Annotated in this window: 17 protein-coding genes; 11 read left to right on the forward strand and 6 right to left on the reverse strand. The window is 58.7% G+C overall.

What is annotated here, in order from left to right; translation table 11 throughout:
• Nucleotides 1-147 precede the first annotated feature (147 nt).
• The 3 genes from ACL2XJ_RS19390 to ACL2XJ_RS19400 all read left to right on the forward strand — a co-directional run bounded on the left by ACL2XJ_RS19390 (nt 148) and on the right by ACL2XJ_RS19400 (nt 4199).
• Nucleotides 148-1095 carry an acetamidase/formamidase family protein gene (locus ACL2XJ_RS19390; protein ID WP_413724182.1) on the forward strand — a complete coding sequence of 316 codons (948 nt, stop codon included), beginning with the start codon at nt 148-150 and terminating at the stop codon, nt 1093-1095.
• 9 nt (nt 1096-1104) lie between these two features.
• A complete protein-coding gene (locus ACL2XJ_RS19395) occupies nt 1105-2835 on the forward strand; it encodes an ABC transporter ATP-binding protein (RefSeq protein WP_413724183.1) in 1731 nt (576 codons plus the stop codon).
• 230 nt (nt 2836-3065) lie between these two features.
• The gene (locus tag ACL2XJ_RS19400; RefSeq protein WP_203521783.1) at nt 3066-4199 is read left to right on the forward strand and encodes a glutathione-independent formaldehyde dehydrogenase; all 1134 of its coding nucleotides are present in this window, start codon (nt 3066-3068) and stop codon (nt 4197-4199) included.
• 136 nt (nt 4200-4335) lie between these two features.
• On the opposite strand, the gene ACL2XJ_RS19405 is transcribed toward ACL2XJ_RS19400, so the two are convergent.
• Together ACL2XJ_RS19405 and ACL2XJ_RS19410 are read right to left on the reverse strand one after the other, a co-directional pair.
• Nucleotides 4336-5763, reverse strand: coding sequence for a heavy metal sensor histidine kinase (locus ACL2XJ_RS19405; protein WP_413724184.1), 1428 nt, complete (start codon nt 5761-5763; stop codon nt 4336-4338).
• Nucleotides 5763-6431 (reverse strand): heavy metal response regulator transcription factor, encoded by a 669-nt coding sequence (locus ACL2XJ_RS19410; RefSeq protein ID WP_132921992.1) that lies wholly within the window; start codon nt 6429-6431, stop codon nt 5763-5765. Before ACL2XJ_RS19410 ends, ACL2XJ_RS19405 begins: the two co-directional genes overlap by 1 nt.
• Before the next feature lie 202 nt (nt 6432-6633).
• Between ACL2XJ_RS19410 and ACL2XJ_RS19415 the strand changes: the two genes are divergently transcribed.
• The 3 genes from ACL2XJ_RS19415 to ACL2XJ_RS19425 all read left to right on the forward strand — a co-directional run bounded on the left by ACL2XJ_RS19415 (nt 6634) and on the right by ACL2XJ_RS19425 (nt 8725).
• Nucleotides 6634-7260, forward strand: a complete 627-nt coding sequence (locus ACL2XJ_RS19415; protein ID WP_413724185.1) for a hypothetical protein — start codon at nt 6634-6636, stop codon at nt 7258-7260.
• A gap of 105 nt (nt 7261-7365) precedes the next feature.
• A complete protein-coding gene (locus ACL2XJ_RS19420) occupies nt 7366-7977 on the forward strand; it encodes a cytochrome b/b6 domain-containing protein (protein ID WP_413726926.1) in 612 nt (203 codons plus the stop codon).
• Nucleotides 7964-8725 carry a molybdopterin-dependent oxidoreductase gene (locus ACL2XJ_RS19425; RefSeq protein WP_413724186.1) on the forward strand — a complete coding sequence of 254 codons (762 nt, stop codon included), beginning with the start codon at nt 7964-7966 and terminating at the stop codon, nt 8723-8725. Before ACL2XJ_RS19420 ends, ACL2XJ_RS19425 begins: the two co-directional genes overlap by 14 nt.
• Nucleotides 8726-8772: 47 nt before the next feature.
• Here ACL2XJ_RS19425 and ACL2XJ_RS19430 read toward each other — a convergent pair whose 3' ends face one another.
• The 3 genes from ACL2XJ_RS19430 to ACL2XJ_RS19440 form a co-directional block, all read right to left on the reverse strand.
• The gene (locus ACL2XJ_RS19430) at nt 8773-10344 is read right to left on the reverse strand and encodes a diguanylate cyclase (protein ID WP_413724187.1); all 1572 of its coding nucleotides are present in this window, start codon (nt 10342-10344) and stop codon (nt 8773-8775) included.
• Nucleotides 10345-10471: 127 nt separating this feature from the next.
• The gene (locus tag ACL2XJ_RS19435) at nt 10472-10939 is read right to left on the reverse strand and encodes a FidL-like protein (RefSeq protein WP_413724188.1); all 468 of its coding nucleotides are present in this window, start codon (nt 10937-10939) and stop codon (nt 10472-10474) included.
• Complete coding sequence (locus ACL2XJ_RS19440; protein WP_413724189.1) at nt 10936-11754, reverse strand: winged helix-turn-helix domain-containing protein; 819 nt, start codon at nt 11752-11754, stop codon at nt 10936-10938. The genes ACL2XJ_RS19435 and ACL2XJ_RS19440 overlap by 4 nt, the downstream gene beginning before the upstream one ends.
• A 383-nt stretch (nt 11755-12137) precedes the next feature.
• On the opposite strand from ACL2XJ_RS19440, the gene ACL2XJ_RS19445 reads away from it, so the two are divergent.
• The 5 genes from ACL2XJ_RS19445 to ACL2XJ_RS19465 all read left to right on the forward strand — a co-directional run bounded on the left by ACL2XJ_RS19445 (nt 12138) and on the right by ACL2XJ_RS19465 (nt 16947).
• Complete coding sequence (locus ACL2XJ_RS19445) at nt 12138-12677, forward strand: winged helix-turn-helix transcriptional regulator (protein ID WP_413724190.1); 540 nt, start codon at nt 12138-12140, stop codon at nt 12675-12677.
• Entirely contained in the window at nt 12670-13941 is a 1272-nt protein-coding gene (gene fabF / locus ACL2XJ_RS19450) for a beta-ketoacyl-ACP synthase II (RefSeq protein ID WP_132921985.1), read from the forward strand. The genes ACL2XJ_RS19445 and fabF overlap by 8 nt, the downstream gene beginning before the upstream one ends.
• Nucleotides 13942-14106: 165 nt before the next feature.
• Nucleotides 14107-15195, forward strand: a complete 1089-nt coding sequence (locus ACL2XJ_RS19455) for an ABC transporter substrate-binding protein (RefSeq protein WP_413724191.1) — start codon at nt 14107-14109, stop codon at nt 15193-15195.
• Nucleotides 15182-16189, forward strand: a complete 1008-nt coding sequence (locus tag ACL2XJ_RS19460; RefSeq protein ID WP_132921983.1) for a FecCD family ABC transporter permease — start codon at nt 15182-15184, stop codon at nt 16187-16189. Before ACL2XJ_RS19455 ends, ACL2XJ_RS19460 begins: the two co-directional genes overlap by 14 nt.
• The gene (locus ACL2XJ_RS19465; RefSeq protein ID WP_413724192.1) at nt 16186-16947 is read left to right on the forward strand and encodes an ABC transporter ATP-binding protein; all 762 of its coding nucleotides are present in this window, start codon (nt 16186-16188) and stop codon (nt 16945-16947) included. Before ACL2XJ_RS19460 ends, ACL2XJ_RS19465 begins: the two co-directional genes overlap by 4 nt.
• On the opposite strand, the gene ACL2XJ_RS19470 is transcribed toward ACL2XJ_RS19465, so the two are convergent.
• Complete coding sequence (locus ACL2XJ_RS19470; RefSeq protein ID WP_413724193.1) at nt 16886-17695, reverse strand: substrate-binding domain-containing protein; 810 nt, start codon at nt 17693-17695, stop codon at nt 16886-16888. The genes ACL2XJ_RS19465 and ACL2XJ_RS19470 overlap by 62 nt on opposite strands.
• Between the last annotated feature and the right edge of the window lie 125 nt (nt 17696-17820).

Consider the following 17820-nt stretch of genomic DNA (forward strand, 5'->3'; position numbering starts at 1 on the left):
GGCCGGCGGGCTATACCCGTCATAGTTCGAGTTGCCGGCGTTGGCTGCGCTCGCTTACCCCGGTCGCTTAGCTAGCTGGGCTCCAGGGGATGCGCGGGCTTGCCGCCTTCTGGTAACAAGGATTATCTAGGGTCTAAGGAGATGAGCATGTGTCAGAATTGCCTGGTAAAAACAATCCATCATGCCCAGCATCATTTCGGCTGGGACAATAGCCTGGCCCCGGCGGCCAGAGTGGCGCCGGGCACGACGCTGGAATTCCACTGCCTGGATTCCGGCAACGGCCACTTTTCCCCCGGTTCCACGGCGGCGGCGGTGGGCAGCCTGCCGTTTGATAAAATCAATCCGGTGAACGGTCCGGTGTATGTGGAAGGAGCGCAGCCGGGGGATGTCTTGAAAATCACCCTGGATGAGTTCAGGCCCGGCGGCTTTGGCTGGACCGCCGTCATCCCCGGCTTCGGCCTGCTGGCGGAGGAGTTCACCGCGCCGGCGCTGGCCCTGTGGCAGTACGACCGGCACTCTATGGCGCCCTGCGCCTTCGGCGAGTACGGCAAGGTGCCGTTAAAACCCTTCGCCGGCACCATTGGCGTGGCGCCCGGCGCGCCGGGCCTGCATTCGGTGGTGCCGCCGCGCCGGGTCGGGGGCAATCTGGATATCCGCGATCTCACCGCCGGCTGTATCCTCTACCTGCCGGTGGAAACGGCCGGGGCGCTATTTTCCATCGGCGATACCCATGCCGCCCAGGGTGACGGCGAGGTGTGCGGCACCGCCATTGAGAGCGCCATGGACGTGGTGTTGACTCTTGATCTTATAAAAAACACGCCGCTGCCGGCGCCGCGGTTCAGTACCCCCGGTCCGGTTACCCGGCATCTGGACGGTGGCGGCTACGAGGTGTTTACCGGCGTCGGCGGCGATTTGATGACCGCCGCCCGGGACGCGCTGCGTTATACCATTGACTGGTTGTGCCGCGAGCACGGGATGCGGGCCGAAGACGCCTATATGCTCTGTTCGGTGTGCGGCGATTTGCGCATCAGCGAGATAGTGGATGCGCCGAACTGGGTGGTTTCGTTCTATTTCCCGAAAACGGTATTACAGTGAGGGCGGACGATGTTAGCAGCCAATGACCGGCCGGTGCTGTCCGTGGAGCGATTGTCTATTGAATTCGGCAGCCGGCGGGTAGTGGATGATGTGAGTTTTTCCCTGCTGCCCGGTAAAACGCTCTGTATCGCCGGCGAGTCGGGCAGTGGAAAGTCACTGACGTCGCTGGCTATCATGGGACTTTTGCCGGAGGACGCGTCTGTTCCCGGCGGCGCCATCCTGTTTGGCAACGATGATTTGCTGAGCCTGGGCGAACGCCGGATGCAACAGCTGCGCGGCAAGCGCATCGGCATGATCTTCCAGGAGCCTATGACCTCACTGAACCCGCTGATGACCGTGGCGCAGCAGTTGGAAGAAACCCTGCGGCGCCATGAGCATCTCGGGCGTGGGGATGTGCGCCGGCGGATACTGGCCATGCTGGACGCGGTGAAATTGCCCCAGGTGGAAAAGCGGCTGCGGCAGTATCCCCATGAGCTGTCCGGGGGCATGCGCCAGCGGGTGATGATTGCCATGGCGATGCTGTGCCAGCCGGAAATCCTCATTGCCGACGAGCCCACTACGGCGCTGGATGTCACCATCCAGGCGCAGATTCTGCAGTTGATGCGCGAGCTGCAGCAGGATTTTTCCACCAGCCTGCTGCTCATCACCCATGATATGGGCGTCGTGGCGGAAATGGCGGACCAAGTGGTGGTGATGAATCAGGGACGGGTGGAAGAGCAGCTTTCCGCCCAAACGCTATTTAGCGCGCCCCAGGCCGCCTACACCCGCAAACTGCTGGCGGCGGTGCCGGTGCTGGGCAGCGCGCCGCCGCTGGCGCCGGTGGCGCAAGAGAGACCGCTGTTATCCGTGCGGGACCTGACCGTGCGCTTTCCGGTGCGCGGTCAGGGGTTCGGGCAAAAGCGGCAGGTTTACGCGGTGGAAAATATCAGTTTTGATCTCTTTGCGGGAGAAACCCTCGGTATCGTCGGCGAAAGCGGCTGCGGCAAATCCACCACCGGCAAGGCGCTGCTGAACATGATCCCCTTTCGCGGCAGCGCCACCCTGGAGGGGCGGGAGCTGAACGGACTGCGGGGCGAGGACCTGCGGGCGGTGCGGCGGGATATACAGATGGTGTTCCAGGACCCGTACGCGGCGCTCAACCCGCGCAAGACCATTTTTGATTTGGTGGGGGAACCGCTGCTGATCCATGACGGTCTGGCGCATGCCCTCCGGGTGCAACGGGTGGCGGCGCTGCTGGAGCAGGTGGGGCTGTCCGCCGATGCCCTGGCCCGCTATCCTCACCAGTTTTCCGGCGGCCAGCGCCAGCGCATCTGCATTGCCCGCGCCCTGGCCCTCAATCCCAAGGTGATCATCGCTGATGAATCGGTCTCGGCGCTGGATGTTTCCGTGCAGGCCCAGGTGCTTGATTTGCTGGAATGGCTGCGGGGTGAGTTCCAACTGAGCTATGTCTTTATTTCCCATGATATGGCGGTGGTTGAACGCATTTGTCACCGGGTGGCGGTGATGTATTGCGGCCAAATCGTGGAAATCGGTCCGCGGGATTCGGTATTGCATCATCCCCGCCATCCCTATACCCGGCGCTTGCTGAGCGCGGTGCCCTCGCTGGACGTCAACCACAAACGGGATTTCCGCCCGCTGCTTGCTGAAATGGAGCGGCCGGACCCCATTAAACCCTTCGGCTATCAGATTCCGCCGCAGCGGTTCCAGGATTACGGCAACGGTCATCTGGCCGCCTGCTAGCCGGCTGCATTAATCATTAGTATTATTAATTTATTGTATTTCAACTCGCTGCGTTTTCATATCGAAAGCGCCGCTGCGCCTGTTTTTTCGCTTTTTCTTTCATCGACCCGCGCCGCCATAGTGTAAAAAAACTTATCTTTATTCGCGGCTCAGGATGATTTGAGCTATCCGTTATAAGAAGAGGAATGACCGCCTCATCACTGCAATAAAATCACCTGCCGGAGGAAATAATGAAAGCAGTCGTTTATAACGGTCCCCGCGATGTCGCCATTAAGGACATGCCGGATGCCCGAATCACCAAGCCTACCGATGCGCTGATTCGTATCACCACCACGAATATTTGCGGCTCGGATCTGCATATGTATGAAGGGCGTACCAGCTTTGAACGCGGCCGCATTTTCGGCCATGAAAATCTCGGCCAGGTCATTGAGGTGGGCGCGGGGGTGGAGCGGGTTAAGGCTGGCGACTATGTCTGCCTGCCGTTTAACATCGGTTGCGGTTTTTGTGAAAACTGCGAGCGCGGGCTGACCGGCTTTTGCCTGACGGCCAATCCCGGCACAGCGGGCGCCGCTTACGGTTTTGCCGAAATGGGGCCTTATGAAGGGGGCCAGGCGGAACTTTTGCGGGTACCGTTCGCCGATTTCAACTGTCTGATACTGCCGCCGGACGCGGTGGAAAAAGAGGATGACTATGTCATGCTGTCGGATATTTTCCCCACCGGCTGGCACGCCACCGAACTGGCGGGCCTGCGGCCCGGTGACAGCGTGGCGATATACGGCGCCGGTCCGGTTGGGCTGATGGCGGCCCACTCGGCGATGATAAAAGGGGCATCCCAGGTGTTTGTGGTGGATACCCATGACAGCCGGCTGGCACTGGCCGAAAAAATGGGCGCGACCCCGGTGAAGGCGGTGGGAGAGGCGGCGGTGGAGAAGATCCTTAATCTGACCGACGGACGCGGCACCGATTGCGGCTGTGAATGCGTCGGTTATCAATGCTGCGATAAACACGGCCATGAAGATAATTCCGACACCATGAACAGCCTGGTGGCATCCACCCGCGCCACCGGCGGCATCGGTGTGGTGGGGGTCTTCGTGCCGCAGGATCCGGGGGCGAAGACCGAGCTTGCCAAAGCGGGCAAGATGCCGTTTGATTTCGGCAGCTTCTGGTTCAAGGGGCAGCAGATCCGCACCGGGCAGGCCAACGTGAAGGCCTATAACCGGCAGCTGGCGAAACTTATCCATCAAGGCCGGGCCAAGCCGTCGCAGATAATCTCGCACCGCCTGCACCTGGCGCAAGCCCCCGAGGCCTACGAACACTTTGATAACCGGGATCCCGGCTGGACCAAGGTGATTCTCAAGCCTTGACAGGAAAGCCGGCCTCCGGCCGTGAGTTCGTTAACAAAGCGCCCAATCGGGACAGGCTGCCTGATCGTAAACACGCCGTCAACGTGACATCATAACGTCAATTCAACGGTTATCAGGGGGTCGATCCGGGGCGGATTCAGGCCGCCGCCTGGGCATCGTTTATATTGTCCGGGAAATAGAGATGGAAGCAAATCTCGCCCGCCGGCGTGCAGCTGACGCCGGCGCTGCCCCGGTGCAGTTTCATGATGGCCTGCACAATGGACAATCCCAGGCCGCTGGCGTTACCGCTGCTGGTGCGCGCGTCGTCGGCGCGGTAAAACCGGTCGAACAGCTTGTCCATATGATCCGGCGGAATGGGCGGACCATGATTGATGACTTCAATCAGCCAGCCGTCGCCATCGCGACGGCCGCTGAGGATAATGTCGCTGTCGGCGTCGGCATAACGTATGGCATTGTCCACCAGATTGCTTAAGGCCCGGCGCAGCAGCATGGCATCCGCCTGGACCATGCCTTCCCCCCGGCAACGCAGCGCCAGGCCCCGTTCTTCCGCCAGTCCTTCAAAATAATCGGCAATCCGCTGCAGCTCGACTTCCAGCGGCAGCGGCACCGGCGAAATGGCGGACTGGGCTTCGCCGGCCCGCGCCAGGAACAGGATATTTTCCACCATGCGCGAAATGCGCTCCAGCTCTTCGCTGTTTCGGACCAGTACGCTTTCGTATTCCTGCGCCGAACGGCGCTGGTACAGGGCTACCTGGCAATGGCCCATCAGGGCGTTCACCGGCGTGCGGATTTCATGGGCCAAATCAGCGGAGAAGCGGCTCAGCCGCTGGTAGCCGTCCGCCAGCCGGTCCAGCATGGCGTTAAACGACCGGATCACCTGGTGCAGCTCCGCCGGCGCGCCCTGTTCGGACAGGCGGGTAGTGAGGGTGGCGGGATGGATGCCTTCAGCCTGCGCCGCCATGCGCCGCAACGGCTTCAGTCCGTGGCGCATCACGCCGTAGCCCAGCAGGGCTATGAGTAAAAACGCCCCTATCACCGCCGCGATGATGCGATCGCGGTACTGCGCCAGCATGCGCGTCTCATTTAGCATAATGTGACCGGCGGTGATTTGGATGGGATCATGGCCGGCCAGACTGACCCAGGCCGTCACAAAGCGGATGGGAACGCCTTCCGGCGTGCTGGCGGCATGCACCGCACCGAGGGACACCGGAACGCCGTCCGCCACCGGCGCCACCGTCGGCAACCGGTAACGCCCCGGATTGACATTGATAAGCGGCGTCTGGCCCGGACGCTGGAATATCAGAATATCCCGTTCGTTGCCGAGCATATTCTCAAATAAATGCGGGTTATCGCTGAGTAGCGAAATGGGAAATGCATTGCCCAGCAGGCTGCGGAAATAGGCCACCCGGTTGGCGGTTTGCGCGGCGGCCTGATGGCGCATGGAACGGGCCATATCGCCGTACAGATACAATCCCACGCTGCTTATCACCAGGGCGGCCAGCACGGCGAACAGCAGGGCCGAACGGGCGGTAAGGGAGAGAGAAGGGAAACGCGGCATCATCATCAACGTACTTCGCAGACATAACCGATACCGCGCACGGTATGGATAAGTTTAACCTCGAAAGGGCGATCCATTTTGGCGCGCAGGCGCTTGACCGCCACATCCACCACATTGGTATCGCTGTCAAAATTCATGTCCCAGACCTGGGAGGCGATAAGGGTCCGCGACAGCACTTCCCCCTGGCGCCGCACCAGCAGCGACAACAGGGCGAACTCTTTGTTGGTCAGGATAATCGCGGTATCCAGACGGGTGACTTTGCGCCGCAGCATATCGATATGCAAGTCCGCCAGATGAAAATCGTTCTCCTCGCGAATGACGCCGCGGCGCAGCAGGGTGCGGATGCGCAGCACCAATTCGGTGAACGAAAAGGGCTTGATCAGATAATCGTCCGCCCCGAGCTCCAGGCCGTGAATCCGATCCTGCACCTGATCCCGGGCGGTAAGAAACAGCACCGGAACATCGCTTTTTTTACGGATTATGTCCATAAGCTGCCAGCCGTCCAATCCCGGCAGCATCACATCCAGTATGATGACATCGTAAATGTTCTCCAGGGCCAGAAACAGGCCGTCCGGACCGGTGCGGGCCAGATCGACGCTATAGCCGGCTTCCCCGAGGCCTTTTCGCAAATATTCACCAGTACTGAGATCATCTTCTACTATCAGTATACGCATCCAGATATGTCCTCCCGGCCACATTCCCAGTTTAACAGTTTGTTTGACGCCGGTTGATGACAATATTGTCATCGAACGGTCATCCGGCGGACCGGGTTGGTTTGCCAAGCTGACAGGGAAACAGGCCTCCGGGGCGAGAGGTACCGGATGCACAGATGACCGGCGCGGCATCGGCCGGACCGAATATTCAAAGGAGAATCACATGGCCAAACTCAGATTATTGACAGGACTACTGGCGGGAGCATTGACCTTAGGCGGCGTAGCGGTACAGGCGGCGGATGCGCCGGCCAAGCCCATGATGGCGATTCGCGGCACCATCACGCAAATCAGCGGCGATCAACTGCAGATAACCGATCGCCGGGGTCAGGAGCACACAGCCACCCTGAATGACAAAACCACCGTATCGGCGGTATCGCAAGGTAAGATAAGCGATATCAAACCCAACAGCTTTATCGGCACCGCCGCGGCGCCGCAGCCGGACGGTACGCTGAAAGCGCTGGAAGTGCATGTGTTCGACCCGTCGCTGCGGGGATCCGGTGAAGGCTTCCGGCCATGGCAGGGGGCCGACGGTAAAACCGGCACCATGACCAACGGCACCGTCGGCACCCTGGTGAATGCCAACGGCCACACCATGACGGTAAAATACCAGAACGGCGAGAAAAAGGTTATTGTGCCGGATGATGTGCCTGTTGTGACGTTGTCACCTGGTAATCGTTCGCAGCTGGTCCAGGGCGCGCACGTTATTTTGTGGCCGGCGCCGGGCAGCGCCACGCCAGTGGTGGCGGCTCGTATCGTTGCCGGCGTCAACGGCACCATACCGCCGATGTAACAGTGAAACGGCCGGGCGGCGGTGCTTTGCGCCGGTCTCCGGCCGGTTGTGCCGGGCTTAAGGAGAGTGCCTGTGAAAAGTGTTCCCACAGCGGTGAAAATCCCTATGCACCGGTTGCCGGTGCGTATTACCCATTGGCTGAACGTGCTGATTATGTGCGGCATGTTTATGAGCGGATGGGGTATTTATAACGCCTCGCCGATATTTCCCTTTACCTTTCCCGCCGCGCTGACCCTGGGAGGCTGGCTCGGCGGCTCCATTGCCTGGCATCTGGCGGTGATGTGGGCCCTGGCGGCCAACGGACTGCTCTACCTGTCATGGGGCTTGGCCAGCGGCCATTTCCGCCGGGATTTCCTGCCGGTGACGCCTGCCTCTCTGTGGCGGGATCTGCGGGCGGCCCTCATGTTTCGGCTTATCCACCGGCCCGGCGAATATAATGCCGTGCAAAAAGCATTTTATCTGTTTGTCCTGCTGTGCGGCCTGGTGCTGGTGCTGTCGGGACTGTCCATTTGGAAACCGGTGCAGCTGAGTTGGCTGGTGGCGGTGTTCGGCGGCTTCGACCGGGCGCGCTATGTCCATTTTTTCGCCATGAGCGCCATCGGCGTTTTTGTGGTGGTCCATCTGGCCATGGTGCTGATGGTGCCCAGCACTTTTTTGCCGATGATTACCGGTTACCTGCGCCGTAAACCACGGAAAACACGCAATGAACAACCCTAAAAAGAGCGGGCTGATATTGGAGCCGGCCCAAAAGAAAGAGCTGTACCGATTGCAGCGCCGTTTGCTGCTGCGCTCCGGCCTGACCCTGGGGGCGCTGACGATGCTTACCGGCTGCAATATGCAGGACGGCGATGATGTGGATAAGGTGCTATGGGCCATGTCGCGCTGGAATGACCGGGTGCAGGCCTGGCTGTTCAGCGACCGGCGGCCGGCGCAAACCTATCGCCCCGACCAGATAACCACGCCTTTTCGCTTTAATGCTTTTTATCCCGAAGATAACGTGCCGGAGGTGGATATCGCCACCTGGCAATTGGACGTCTCCGGCCTGGTGACGGATAAGCGTCCCTGGACCATGCAAAAATTGCGGGCATTGCCGCAGCAAAGCCAGATTACCCGCCTGATTTGCATTGAAGGCTGGAGCGCTATCGGTCAATGGAGCGGTGTGCCGCTGCGCACCTTTTTACAGCATGTGGGGGCGGATATGCGGGCCGGTTTTGTCGGCTTCCGCTGTGCCGATCGTTATTACTCCAGCATCGACATGGCCACCGCGCTACATCCCCAAACCACGCTGGCGCTGGATTTTGTCGGCAAAGAGCTGCCGGATGAGTTTGGTTATCCGCTGCGATTACGCGTGCCCACCAAACTGGGTTTCAAAAATGCCAAGCATATCGTGGCGATTTCCGTCAGCAATACCAATCCCGGCGGCTACTGGGAGGATCAGGGGTATAACTGGTTTAGCGGGATATGACAGACAATATCGCCGGCGCCGGGCGGGATGCCGCGCCGCCCGGCCCGTCAGGCTTCGCAAATCCGGTTTCTGCCCAGCCGCTTGGCCTCATACAGCGCCGCATCCACCCTGACCACCAGTTTGGACGGCGTATCTACCTCGCTGATGGGCAATCCGACATAAATGCCGATGCTTGCGCTGATACTGCCCACCGGGCTGCCCCGATGCTGGATTTCAAGTTGTCCTATCTTGTCCTGAATCCGTCTGGCCACCGCCAGGGCGCCGGTTTTGTCGGTTTCCGGCAGCAGGACGATAAATTCCTCGCCGCCGTAGCGGGCCGCCAGATCGCGCTGGCGCAGGGGCAGCGCGCGCAGGGTATTGCCAATGAGCCGCAGGCACTCGTCCCCGGCCACATGGCCGTAAATATCGTTATATTGCTTGAAAAAATCGATATCCAGCAAAATCAGCCCCAGCGGCCGGCGAAGTTCTATAGCACGGTTGAATTCATTTTTGAATACCAAATCGAAGTGGCGCCGGTTATACAGGCCGGTCAGCCCGTCGGAGCGCGCCAGCTTTTCCAGGGACCGGTTTAATTTACGCAGCTCCTGCTGCGCATGGATCAACTCCAGTTCAATCCGCATTCTGGCCCGTACCTGCCGCATTAGCAGCAGGCAGACAAGGGAAATCATCAGGACAAAAATCAGCGTCATGACGGCATGGCTGATGGCATCATGCCGCCAGTCGGCCAACGCCTGATCCATGGATACCCCGCTGGTGATAATGACCGGGAACTGTTTGAGATGCTCATAGCTGTAAACCATGGACTGAGGGTCGTTCGCCAGGGCGCTGTTGACGGTGCCGGATTGATTTTGACGGATATTATCTTTATACAGCGGCGAATCGGCGATGGTGGTGCCGATGGCTTTTTCATTGTAAGGATGGCGGTATAGCACGGTGCCGTTATTGAGCAGCATCATTAACGTGGAGTCGTCGCTGATAACGAATTTGGTATAGAAATTCCGGAAATGGCTGATCATCACGCTTTCAAGCAGCACGCCGGCGAAGCTGCCATCGGAATTATCAAGGCGGCGGGAGAGGGGTAATATCAGCTCTTGGGTCATGCGGCTGCGGATTACCTGGCCGATATGTATGGTCAAATCCGGATGATCGCGGTGATATCTAAAATAATCCCGGTCGGAAAAATCATTCACCGACGGTAAGTTATCCGCCGCCGTCACCAGCATACGGCCCCGGGCGTCATAGAGGGAAATGGCGTCTATTTGCTGCAAACCTTGGGTTTTTTCCTTGAAAAGCCGATGCAGAACGGGCCATTTGTCCGGGTCCATGCCCTGTTGATGGATCATTTCAGCCAGTTCTTCCAGGGTTGCCTCGGCCTGGACAAAGGTATCGCTGGCATGCTGGGTCAGCGCCTGGGTGAGATTGGCGGTATTGGTCTGGGAACGCGCCAGCGCCTGATGATAGGTGCGCCATAAATGCAAGCTGTTCAATACGATAAGCGCCAGGATAAGCAACACGGCGGAAGCGCCGAGCTGGAACAACAGGGTAAATCGCTGGTGACCGTAGACTGCGCTGTTACGGACTCTTTGCCGGGGGGAGCCGAAGGGTCTTGTTTTTCTCATGGGGTATCCACAGCATCTCGGGTCAGGCAGAAGGGCTGCCGCTAATGACATAATTTGACATGTTCATTAAGAGTATTTATGCATTGTCACACTTAGTCAAAGATTCAGCGGGATTTAATAGCGCAGGTCACTCCTTGGCACATATAAAGAAGGGTGAATATATCAAACTGACGAGTATTGAACGTTTATCCAAACGCCGAAAGCGGGGCAAAACCGATTCCCCCACCGGTATCAGCACCGGATCTGTCGCCGATTTAGGCGTATTGTCCATATTGGATATTATTTCTCTTGTGATGATGATTTCATACAAATCCTGATTATTTTTTCGCCGATAAGAGAAAAATTTTGTGCGATGTAAATTAAAGGTTTGCCCGTTATGAGCAAAAGTGCCGTTCAGGACGTAAAACCCTTCGCGGCGATTGGTAAAAAACATTTTAGCTTCGGCCGTGTAGCTAAAGCGGCCTTGCGGGGTATTGGCCCTGAACACCATCATGCCTGAACATTGAAACCCCGCGAAAGGATGACGATAATGATACAGATAAAACAGGCCGGAAAAAATTGTGACCAGACAACAAGCCGCCAGAATTCTTTTCATTGTGCGTCCCAGTTATAAAAGTAAAAATTAAGGCAGCTTGCTATATTTCCCTGGGCATCCCGCTCACATTTAGCCATGAAATTACGCTGATTAATGCCGCTTCTTATTGTGGTATTAGTCACAATGTTATGGGAAAACAGGATGAAATGATGCGCTGTGCATTTCTCGATATTGCCCCTCATCACCTGCCGCAACTGTTCGAGCATGGACTCTTTATCCCGGGCCGGCACCGGCCGGAGGGTATAGATATCGCAAGAATCCACCTTATCCAGTAAAAACAGCGGTTGCCTATCCTGCCGGTTGAAATAGACATAGGCCATCAACAGGGTGGCGGCAAAGGCGATACCCAAGACGCCGTTGATAAAGATTTCTTTAGTTGACGAGGATTTTTCGGCGGTGAAAGCGTCGTCCGGCTGCCCGTCTTCTCTATCCTGAGGTTGGAGCAAAGACGCGGCGGGCGGCTGAGGTGGGTCTTCCTGCTGGGTTATCAGCAAGCGATCGTTAAGCTTCAGCCCGCGTTTGGGTAAGGTCACTATGGCCGTCGCATCCAAATGCAGGGATATGAGCGCTTTTCTCAGCAGGCTGATTTGCTGATTCAAATTGCCGTTTGAGGGCTGCATTCCGTATTTTACCCAGACGCTGTCAAATAACCATTCACGGGTTACCGTATTCCCTTCGCCGTGGGCGGTTATTAACGCTTCCAATACCCGGCCGGCGGTATTGGATAATTTAATTACAGATGCATTATTATTTAATAAGCCTAATTGATATCCCGCGGTGTCAAATAAAACTGAATGATTAATTAAATACTTCATAACAGGCTCCATAATGGACCGCTAAGCCGAACAATACATAGACCTGATTTGAAGACTATATACCCGTCATACTTTACGTTGCTAGGGTATATTGAGAGGCGGCGCCGAAAGTCATCAGTAATAAAATCTGTTAATTAAGTAGCGATCCAAGGCGATGGATAAAACGCGTCGGTTTATTTATCGACGATTATAAACGGCGTCGCGGAGAGAAAGAGTTATGTCGCGCCGAAAATCAACAAAAACCGTACGCCATTACAAAAAGCGCTACTGATCGGACTTGTTCAGCGTACACATGTACGCTAGGATAGCATTCCTCAAGTGACTACAATGATTATAGTTACTGAGGATTGCGTGTTAAACCCGCTGATAACCATCAGGAAAGTATGCAAAGAACCCATTTTGACCATATGGCTTGTCCCATAGCACAATCCCTGGAACGGATAGGCGAGTGGTGGAGCATGTTGATCGTGCGGGATGCCTTTCGCGGTTTGACCAGATTCGATGAATTCCAGCATAGCCTGGGGATATCCCCCACCATGCTGACCCGGCGGCTCAATACGCTGGTGCGAAACGATATTATGTTTAAGCAACCCTACCAGACGCGGCCGGTCCGCCATGAATATCTTCTGACCGAACGCGGATTGGCGCTGTTTCCGGTGCTGATTTCACTGCTGGACTGGGGTAACCGCTTGTTAGACGACGATCGGATCGCTATCGTGCCGGTGCACCGCCACAGCGGCAAAGCGGTCACGCCGCAAGTGATTGACAGGCAGAGCGGCGAGCGGCTCACCTATCATAATGTCAATATTATCACCACCGCGCGTTGCGCCGGAACGGGCAACAAGCCGCAGCGTGACGCGCATCGGGAAATTTCCGCTCCTTACCAACATCAACAACCCTATAACAGGACAGGCAATGAATAAGCGTCGAGTAGTGATCACCGGCATGGGTGCCGTATCGCCGTTAGGCTGTGGCGTAGAAACCATCTGGTCGAGGTTGCTGGCCGGGCAATCGGGGATCGGGCCTTTGCCGGAAGAAATGGTCGCGCTGCTGCCGGTGAAAATAGGCGGCCAGGTGCCGACGTCGGAACAGGATCCCGAAGCGGGTTTGTATCCGGATCGGTACGTTCCGCCGAAAGATCAGAAAAAAATGGACCGGTTTATCCTCTTCGCCATGGCGGCGGCGGATGAAGCTCTCCGTCAGGCCGGCTGGACGGCCGATACCGATGAACGTCAGGAGCGTACCGCCACCATTATCGCCACCGGTATCGGCGGATTCCCCGCCATCGCCAATGCGGTGCGCACCTCGGATAACCGCGGGCCAGGGCGGCTCTCTCCCTTTACCGTTCCGTCGTTTCTGGCCAATCTGGCCGCCGGACATGTTTCCATCAAGCACCATTTCCGCGGACCTATCGGCGCGCCGGTCACCGCCTGCGCGGCCGGTGTGCAGGCTATCGGCGACGCGGTTCGCCTGATTGCCAACGATGAGGCGGATATCGCCCTGTGCGGCGGGGCCGAAGCGGCCATCGATACCGTAAGCCTGGGTGGATTCGCCGCCGCCAGGGCGGTTTCCACTCACTTTAACGACGCTCCGGCCGCCGCTTCCCGTCCTTTTGACCGGGATCGCGACGGTTTTGTCATGGGCGAAGGGGCGGGTCTGCTGGTGGTGGAAGCCCTTGACCATGCCCTGGCCCGTGGCGCCACGCCTCTGGCGGAAATAGTGGGTTATGGCACCACCGCGGACGCCTATCATATGACCTCCGGCGCGGAAGACGGCGACGGCGCTTACCGGGCAATGAAAATCGCCCTCAAGCAGGCCGGCGTCTCGCCCCAGCAGGTGAGGCATTTAAATGCCCATGCCACCTCGACCCCGGTGGGGGATTTGGGCGAAATCAACGCCATAAAACACCTGTTCGGTTTGGGTTCGGCACTGGCCGTCACCGCCACCAAATCGGCAACCGGCCATTTGCTCGGCGCCGCCGGCGGCCTTGAGGCCATTTTTACCGTTCTGGCCTTGCGCGATCAAATCGTTCCGGCCACCCTTAACCTGGAGAATCCGGACCCGGCCACCGAAGGTTTGCATCTGGTGCGCAAAGAGGCGGAGCCTTATGAAATGACCTACGCCTTATCCAATGGCTTCGGTTTTGGCGGCGTCAACGCCAGCATCCTGCTGAAAAAATGGTCGTGATATCAGCTTTTCCCAGGGCGCTCCTGGCTTGGCGGCGATAATACCGCCCGCAACCAAGCGTAATCCGCATTGATGTAAATCAGGGGCGGGGGGGATGGCTGTTGTACCCCCCGCCTTATCGTTATATATTCAGGCATATATCGTTTAAACAGCCACCCCCATCTTATGAACACGCCCCGTTTCGCCCGACCATTCTGTCTGCACATCCTGTTATGTTTTTCGTTTCTTGCCGCCAGTTTCAGCGCCGTGGCGGATCGTGTCCTTACCGATCAGCTCGGACGCCAGGTGACCCTGCCCGATCGGGTGACGCGAGTGGTGGTGCTACAGCATCAAACCCTGAATCTGCTGGTGCAGTTGCACGCCGCCGATGATGTGGTGGGAATATTGTCCAGCTGGAAAAAACAGCTGGGCCCGGACTTCGTGCGTTTTGCTCCAAGGCTGGCCTCTTTGCCTATGCCGGGGGATTTGACGCAGGTGAATATCGAAAGTCTGCTGGCGGAACATCCGCAGGTGGTCTTCGTCGCCAACTATGCGCCGCCGGAAATGATCAAGCAGATTGAATCCGCCGGCATCCCGGTGGTGGCCGTCTCGCTGCGCAAGGATCGTCCCGGCGAACAGGACAAGCTGAATCCCGCCATGGCGGACGAAGAGCAGGCCTATAACGAGGGCCTGAAAGAGGGCATCCGTCTGGTGGCTGCGGTGGTTAACCGGCAGCCGCAGGGGGAGGCGATGATTGACTATGCCTTCCGCGCCCGCGAGGAAGTAGCCGGCCGGCTCAAGGATGTGCCCGCCGATAAGCGGGTGCGGGTGTATATGGCGAATCCGGATCTCACCACCTATGGCTCGGGAAAATACACCGGCCTGATGATGCAGCATGCCGGCGCGCTAAACGTGGCGGCGGCTACGGTAAAGGGTTTCAAACAGGTTTCCATGGAACAGGTATTGGCCTGGAACCCCCAGGTGATTTTTGTGCAGGATCGCTATCCGGAAGTGGTACGGCAAATCAACCGCGATCCGGCCTGGCAATCTGTAGACGCCGTGAAACAGCACCGGGTATTCCTGATGCCGGAATATGCCAAGGCCTGGGGCTATCCCATGCCGGAAGCGTTGGCCATCGGTGAGCTGTGGATGGCCAAGCAGCTCTATCCGCAACGGTTCGCCGATGTGGATATGAACCGCCGGGCCGACGACTATTATCAGCGCTTTTACCGCATCCGCTGGTCGCCGCGCCAGGTGGACGATGCCGCCCGCTAACGGCCATGGCGCGGGGGTACAACCGGTACTGGCGGCCCTCACGCTCGTCATCGCCTTTCTCTCCCTGGGCATGGGGCAATACGCGCTTTCTCCGCTGCAGGTTCTAAGTGAACTGGCGTCGCCGTTTCATCACCATCAGGTGGCCGGCCAGATCATCTGGATGGTGCGCATGCCGCGTATCCTGACCGCCTGCCTGGCGGGCGGGGCGCTGGCGCTCTGCGGGGCCGCCCTGCAGGGCATTTTCCATAATCCGCTGGTGGATCCGCATATTATCGGCGTCAGCGCCGGCGCCGCGTTCGGCGGGACGCTGGCCATCCTGTTCGGACTGACGCCGCTGGCGTTGCTGGGGTCGGCGTTTGTATTCGGTTTATTGGCGCTGGGATCGGTATATGTGATTGCCGCCACCCTGGGGCGGGATAATCTGCTGATGCTGATTCTGGCGGGGATTATCCTGAGCGGTTTTTTTTCGGCATTGGTCAGTCTGCTGCAATACCTGGCCGACACGGAAGAAAAACTGCCCAGCATCGTGTTCTGGCTGCTGGGGAGCTTCGCCACCGCCGATTGGCATAAGGTGCTGATGCTGGCGGTACCGGTGCTGCCGGCGGGTTTACTGCTGCACCGCCTGCGCTGGCGGGTGAATATTCTGTCCCTGGGGGACAGGGACGCCGCTTCTTTGGGCATGTCTGTTGCCAATCTGCGCCGCGGGGTGCTATTGCTGTGCGCGGTGCTGGTGGCGGCGCAGGTATCGGTGAGCGGCAGCATCGGCTGGATCGGCCTGGTGATTCCCCATCTGGCCCGCCTGCTGGCGGGGGCGGATCATCGCCGTTTGTTGCCTACCGCTTTCTGGCTGGGGGCCGGCTTTATGATCCTGGTGGACGATGCGGCGCGAACCCTGAGCCAGGCTGAAATCCCCCTGGGCATCATCACCGCCCTTATCGGCGCGCCGCTGTTTGCCTGCCTGCTGGTAAGGGATAATCGCCGGAGGCATCAATGACGGAGATTACCCTTGCTACCCGGCAACTGCTGTACGGCCACGGCGAGGCGCTGTGTGATCCGCTTGATTTCGCCTGCGCCGCCGGTGAGGTTTGCGCGGTGTTGGGGGCGAACGGCCGGGGGAAAACCTCTTTGTTACAGACCCTTATCGGCACGCTGCCGGCCCTGGGCGGAACGGTGCATTGCACCGGCGGCATCGGCTTTGTGCCGCAGGAGTTCACCTCGGCCTTCGCCTACCGGGTATTTGATATCGTGCTGATGGGGCGGGCGGCCCAGGTAGGGTTGTTGAGAATGCCGGACCGGCGGGACGATAGCATCGTCCGTGAGGCGCTGGAAGCCCTCCACATCGCTCCCCTGGCCGATCGGCCGTTTCACTCCCTTTCCGGCGGCCAGCGGCAACTGGTGCTGATGGCCCGGGCGCTGGCGACCCAAGGCCGCCTGCTGGTGCTGGATGAACCCGCTTCGGCCCTGGATCTTTTCAATCAGCAGGCGGTGCTGCAACTGATTCGCCGCCTCGCCAGGGAGCAGGGGATAAGCGTTCTGTTCACCACCCATGACCCGTCCCATGCCGCCCTGGCGGCGGATAACACCCTGCTGCTGCTGCCGCAAAGGCAATGGCTGTTCGGCGCCACCGGCGAGGTGCTCGGCGAGGAGAATCTGCAGCAAGCCTACGGCGTGGCGGTAAAACAGATCAACGTTACCCACCAGGGCCGGGATTATTCCCTTCTGGCGCCGTTGTTTGATGTGCCCAAGCGGTAGCGGCGTTAACCTCGGGATTCAACTCTGGGATAACAGGCATAAAACCCGCGGCCAGCAGCTGCTTTTGTCCCGCCGGAGAAAGGATATATGCCGCCAGCGGTTCGGCGGCGGCGGTGCCCACCCCCAGGGAATAAAGCGCCCGCACGTTGAATTGCGCCGGGATCTCCACCACCCGCAGCAACGGATCTTGCCCAAGCAGCCGGGCGTAGTGGGCGTAACCGATAAAGATATCCGCTTTGCCTTGATGAATCAGCCAGCCGGCGGCAATGGCGCCGGCCGGCAGCGGGGGAGAATCGGCGCCGCCCACCAGTTGCTTGGCCCGCGCTTTAAGCACCCCGGCGCAGGGCGGCAGCAGCGGGGCGATATTATCGAACAGTTGCCAGGCATAATCTCCCGACGGATCGCAGCCGGGGGTGGACATGCCGATAATCAGAATGGGATTGCCCAGCAGCGCCAGCCAGTCCGCCCCCAGTGTCGCCGGCGTATTGCGCACCGTCAGACACAGCCGGTTGGCGATAAAGGGCTGCACCCGCAATATCCGGCCCGCCGCCAGCAGCCGCTGCGGATGGGCGGTATTGGCGGAAGCGAAGAGATCGCAGGGCGCTCCCGCCTCGATGCGCTGGCGCAGCAGGCCGGCGGGGCCGTATTCCGCCTGTACCCGCTGCCCGGTTAAACGGGTATATTCCGCCAGTAAAGGCGTTAGCGCCGTGCGCAGACTGCCGGCGGCCAAAACGGTTAAACAGGTCAAGACGCGCTCCGGTAACGTTCCTCGAGGGTTAACAAAATAGTATCAAATCCGCGCATGCAAGAAAGGCTTCCGGTGACGATCCGCTATTGGAAACGGGTAATTTCTTATAGCCGGACACATTCTTA

This window comes from Sodalis sp. RH16, from assembly GCF_047324245.1.
GTDB lineage: Bacteria > Pseudomonadota > Gammaproteobacteria > Enterobacterales > Enterobacteriaceae > Acerihabitans > Acerihabitans ligni.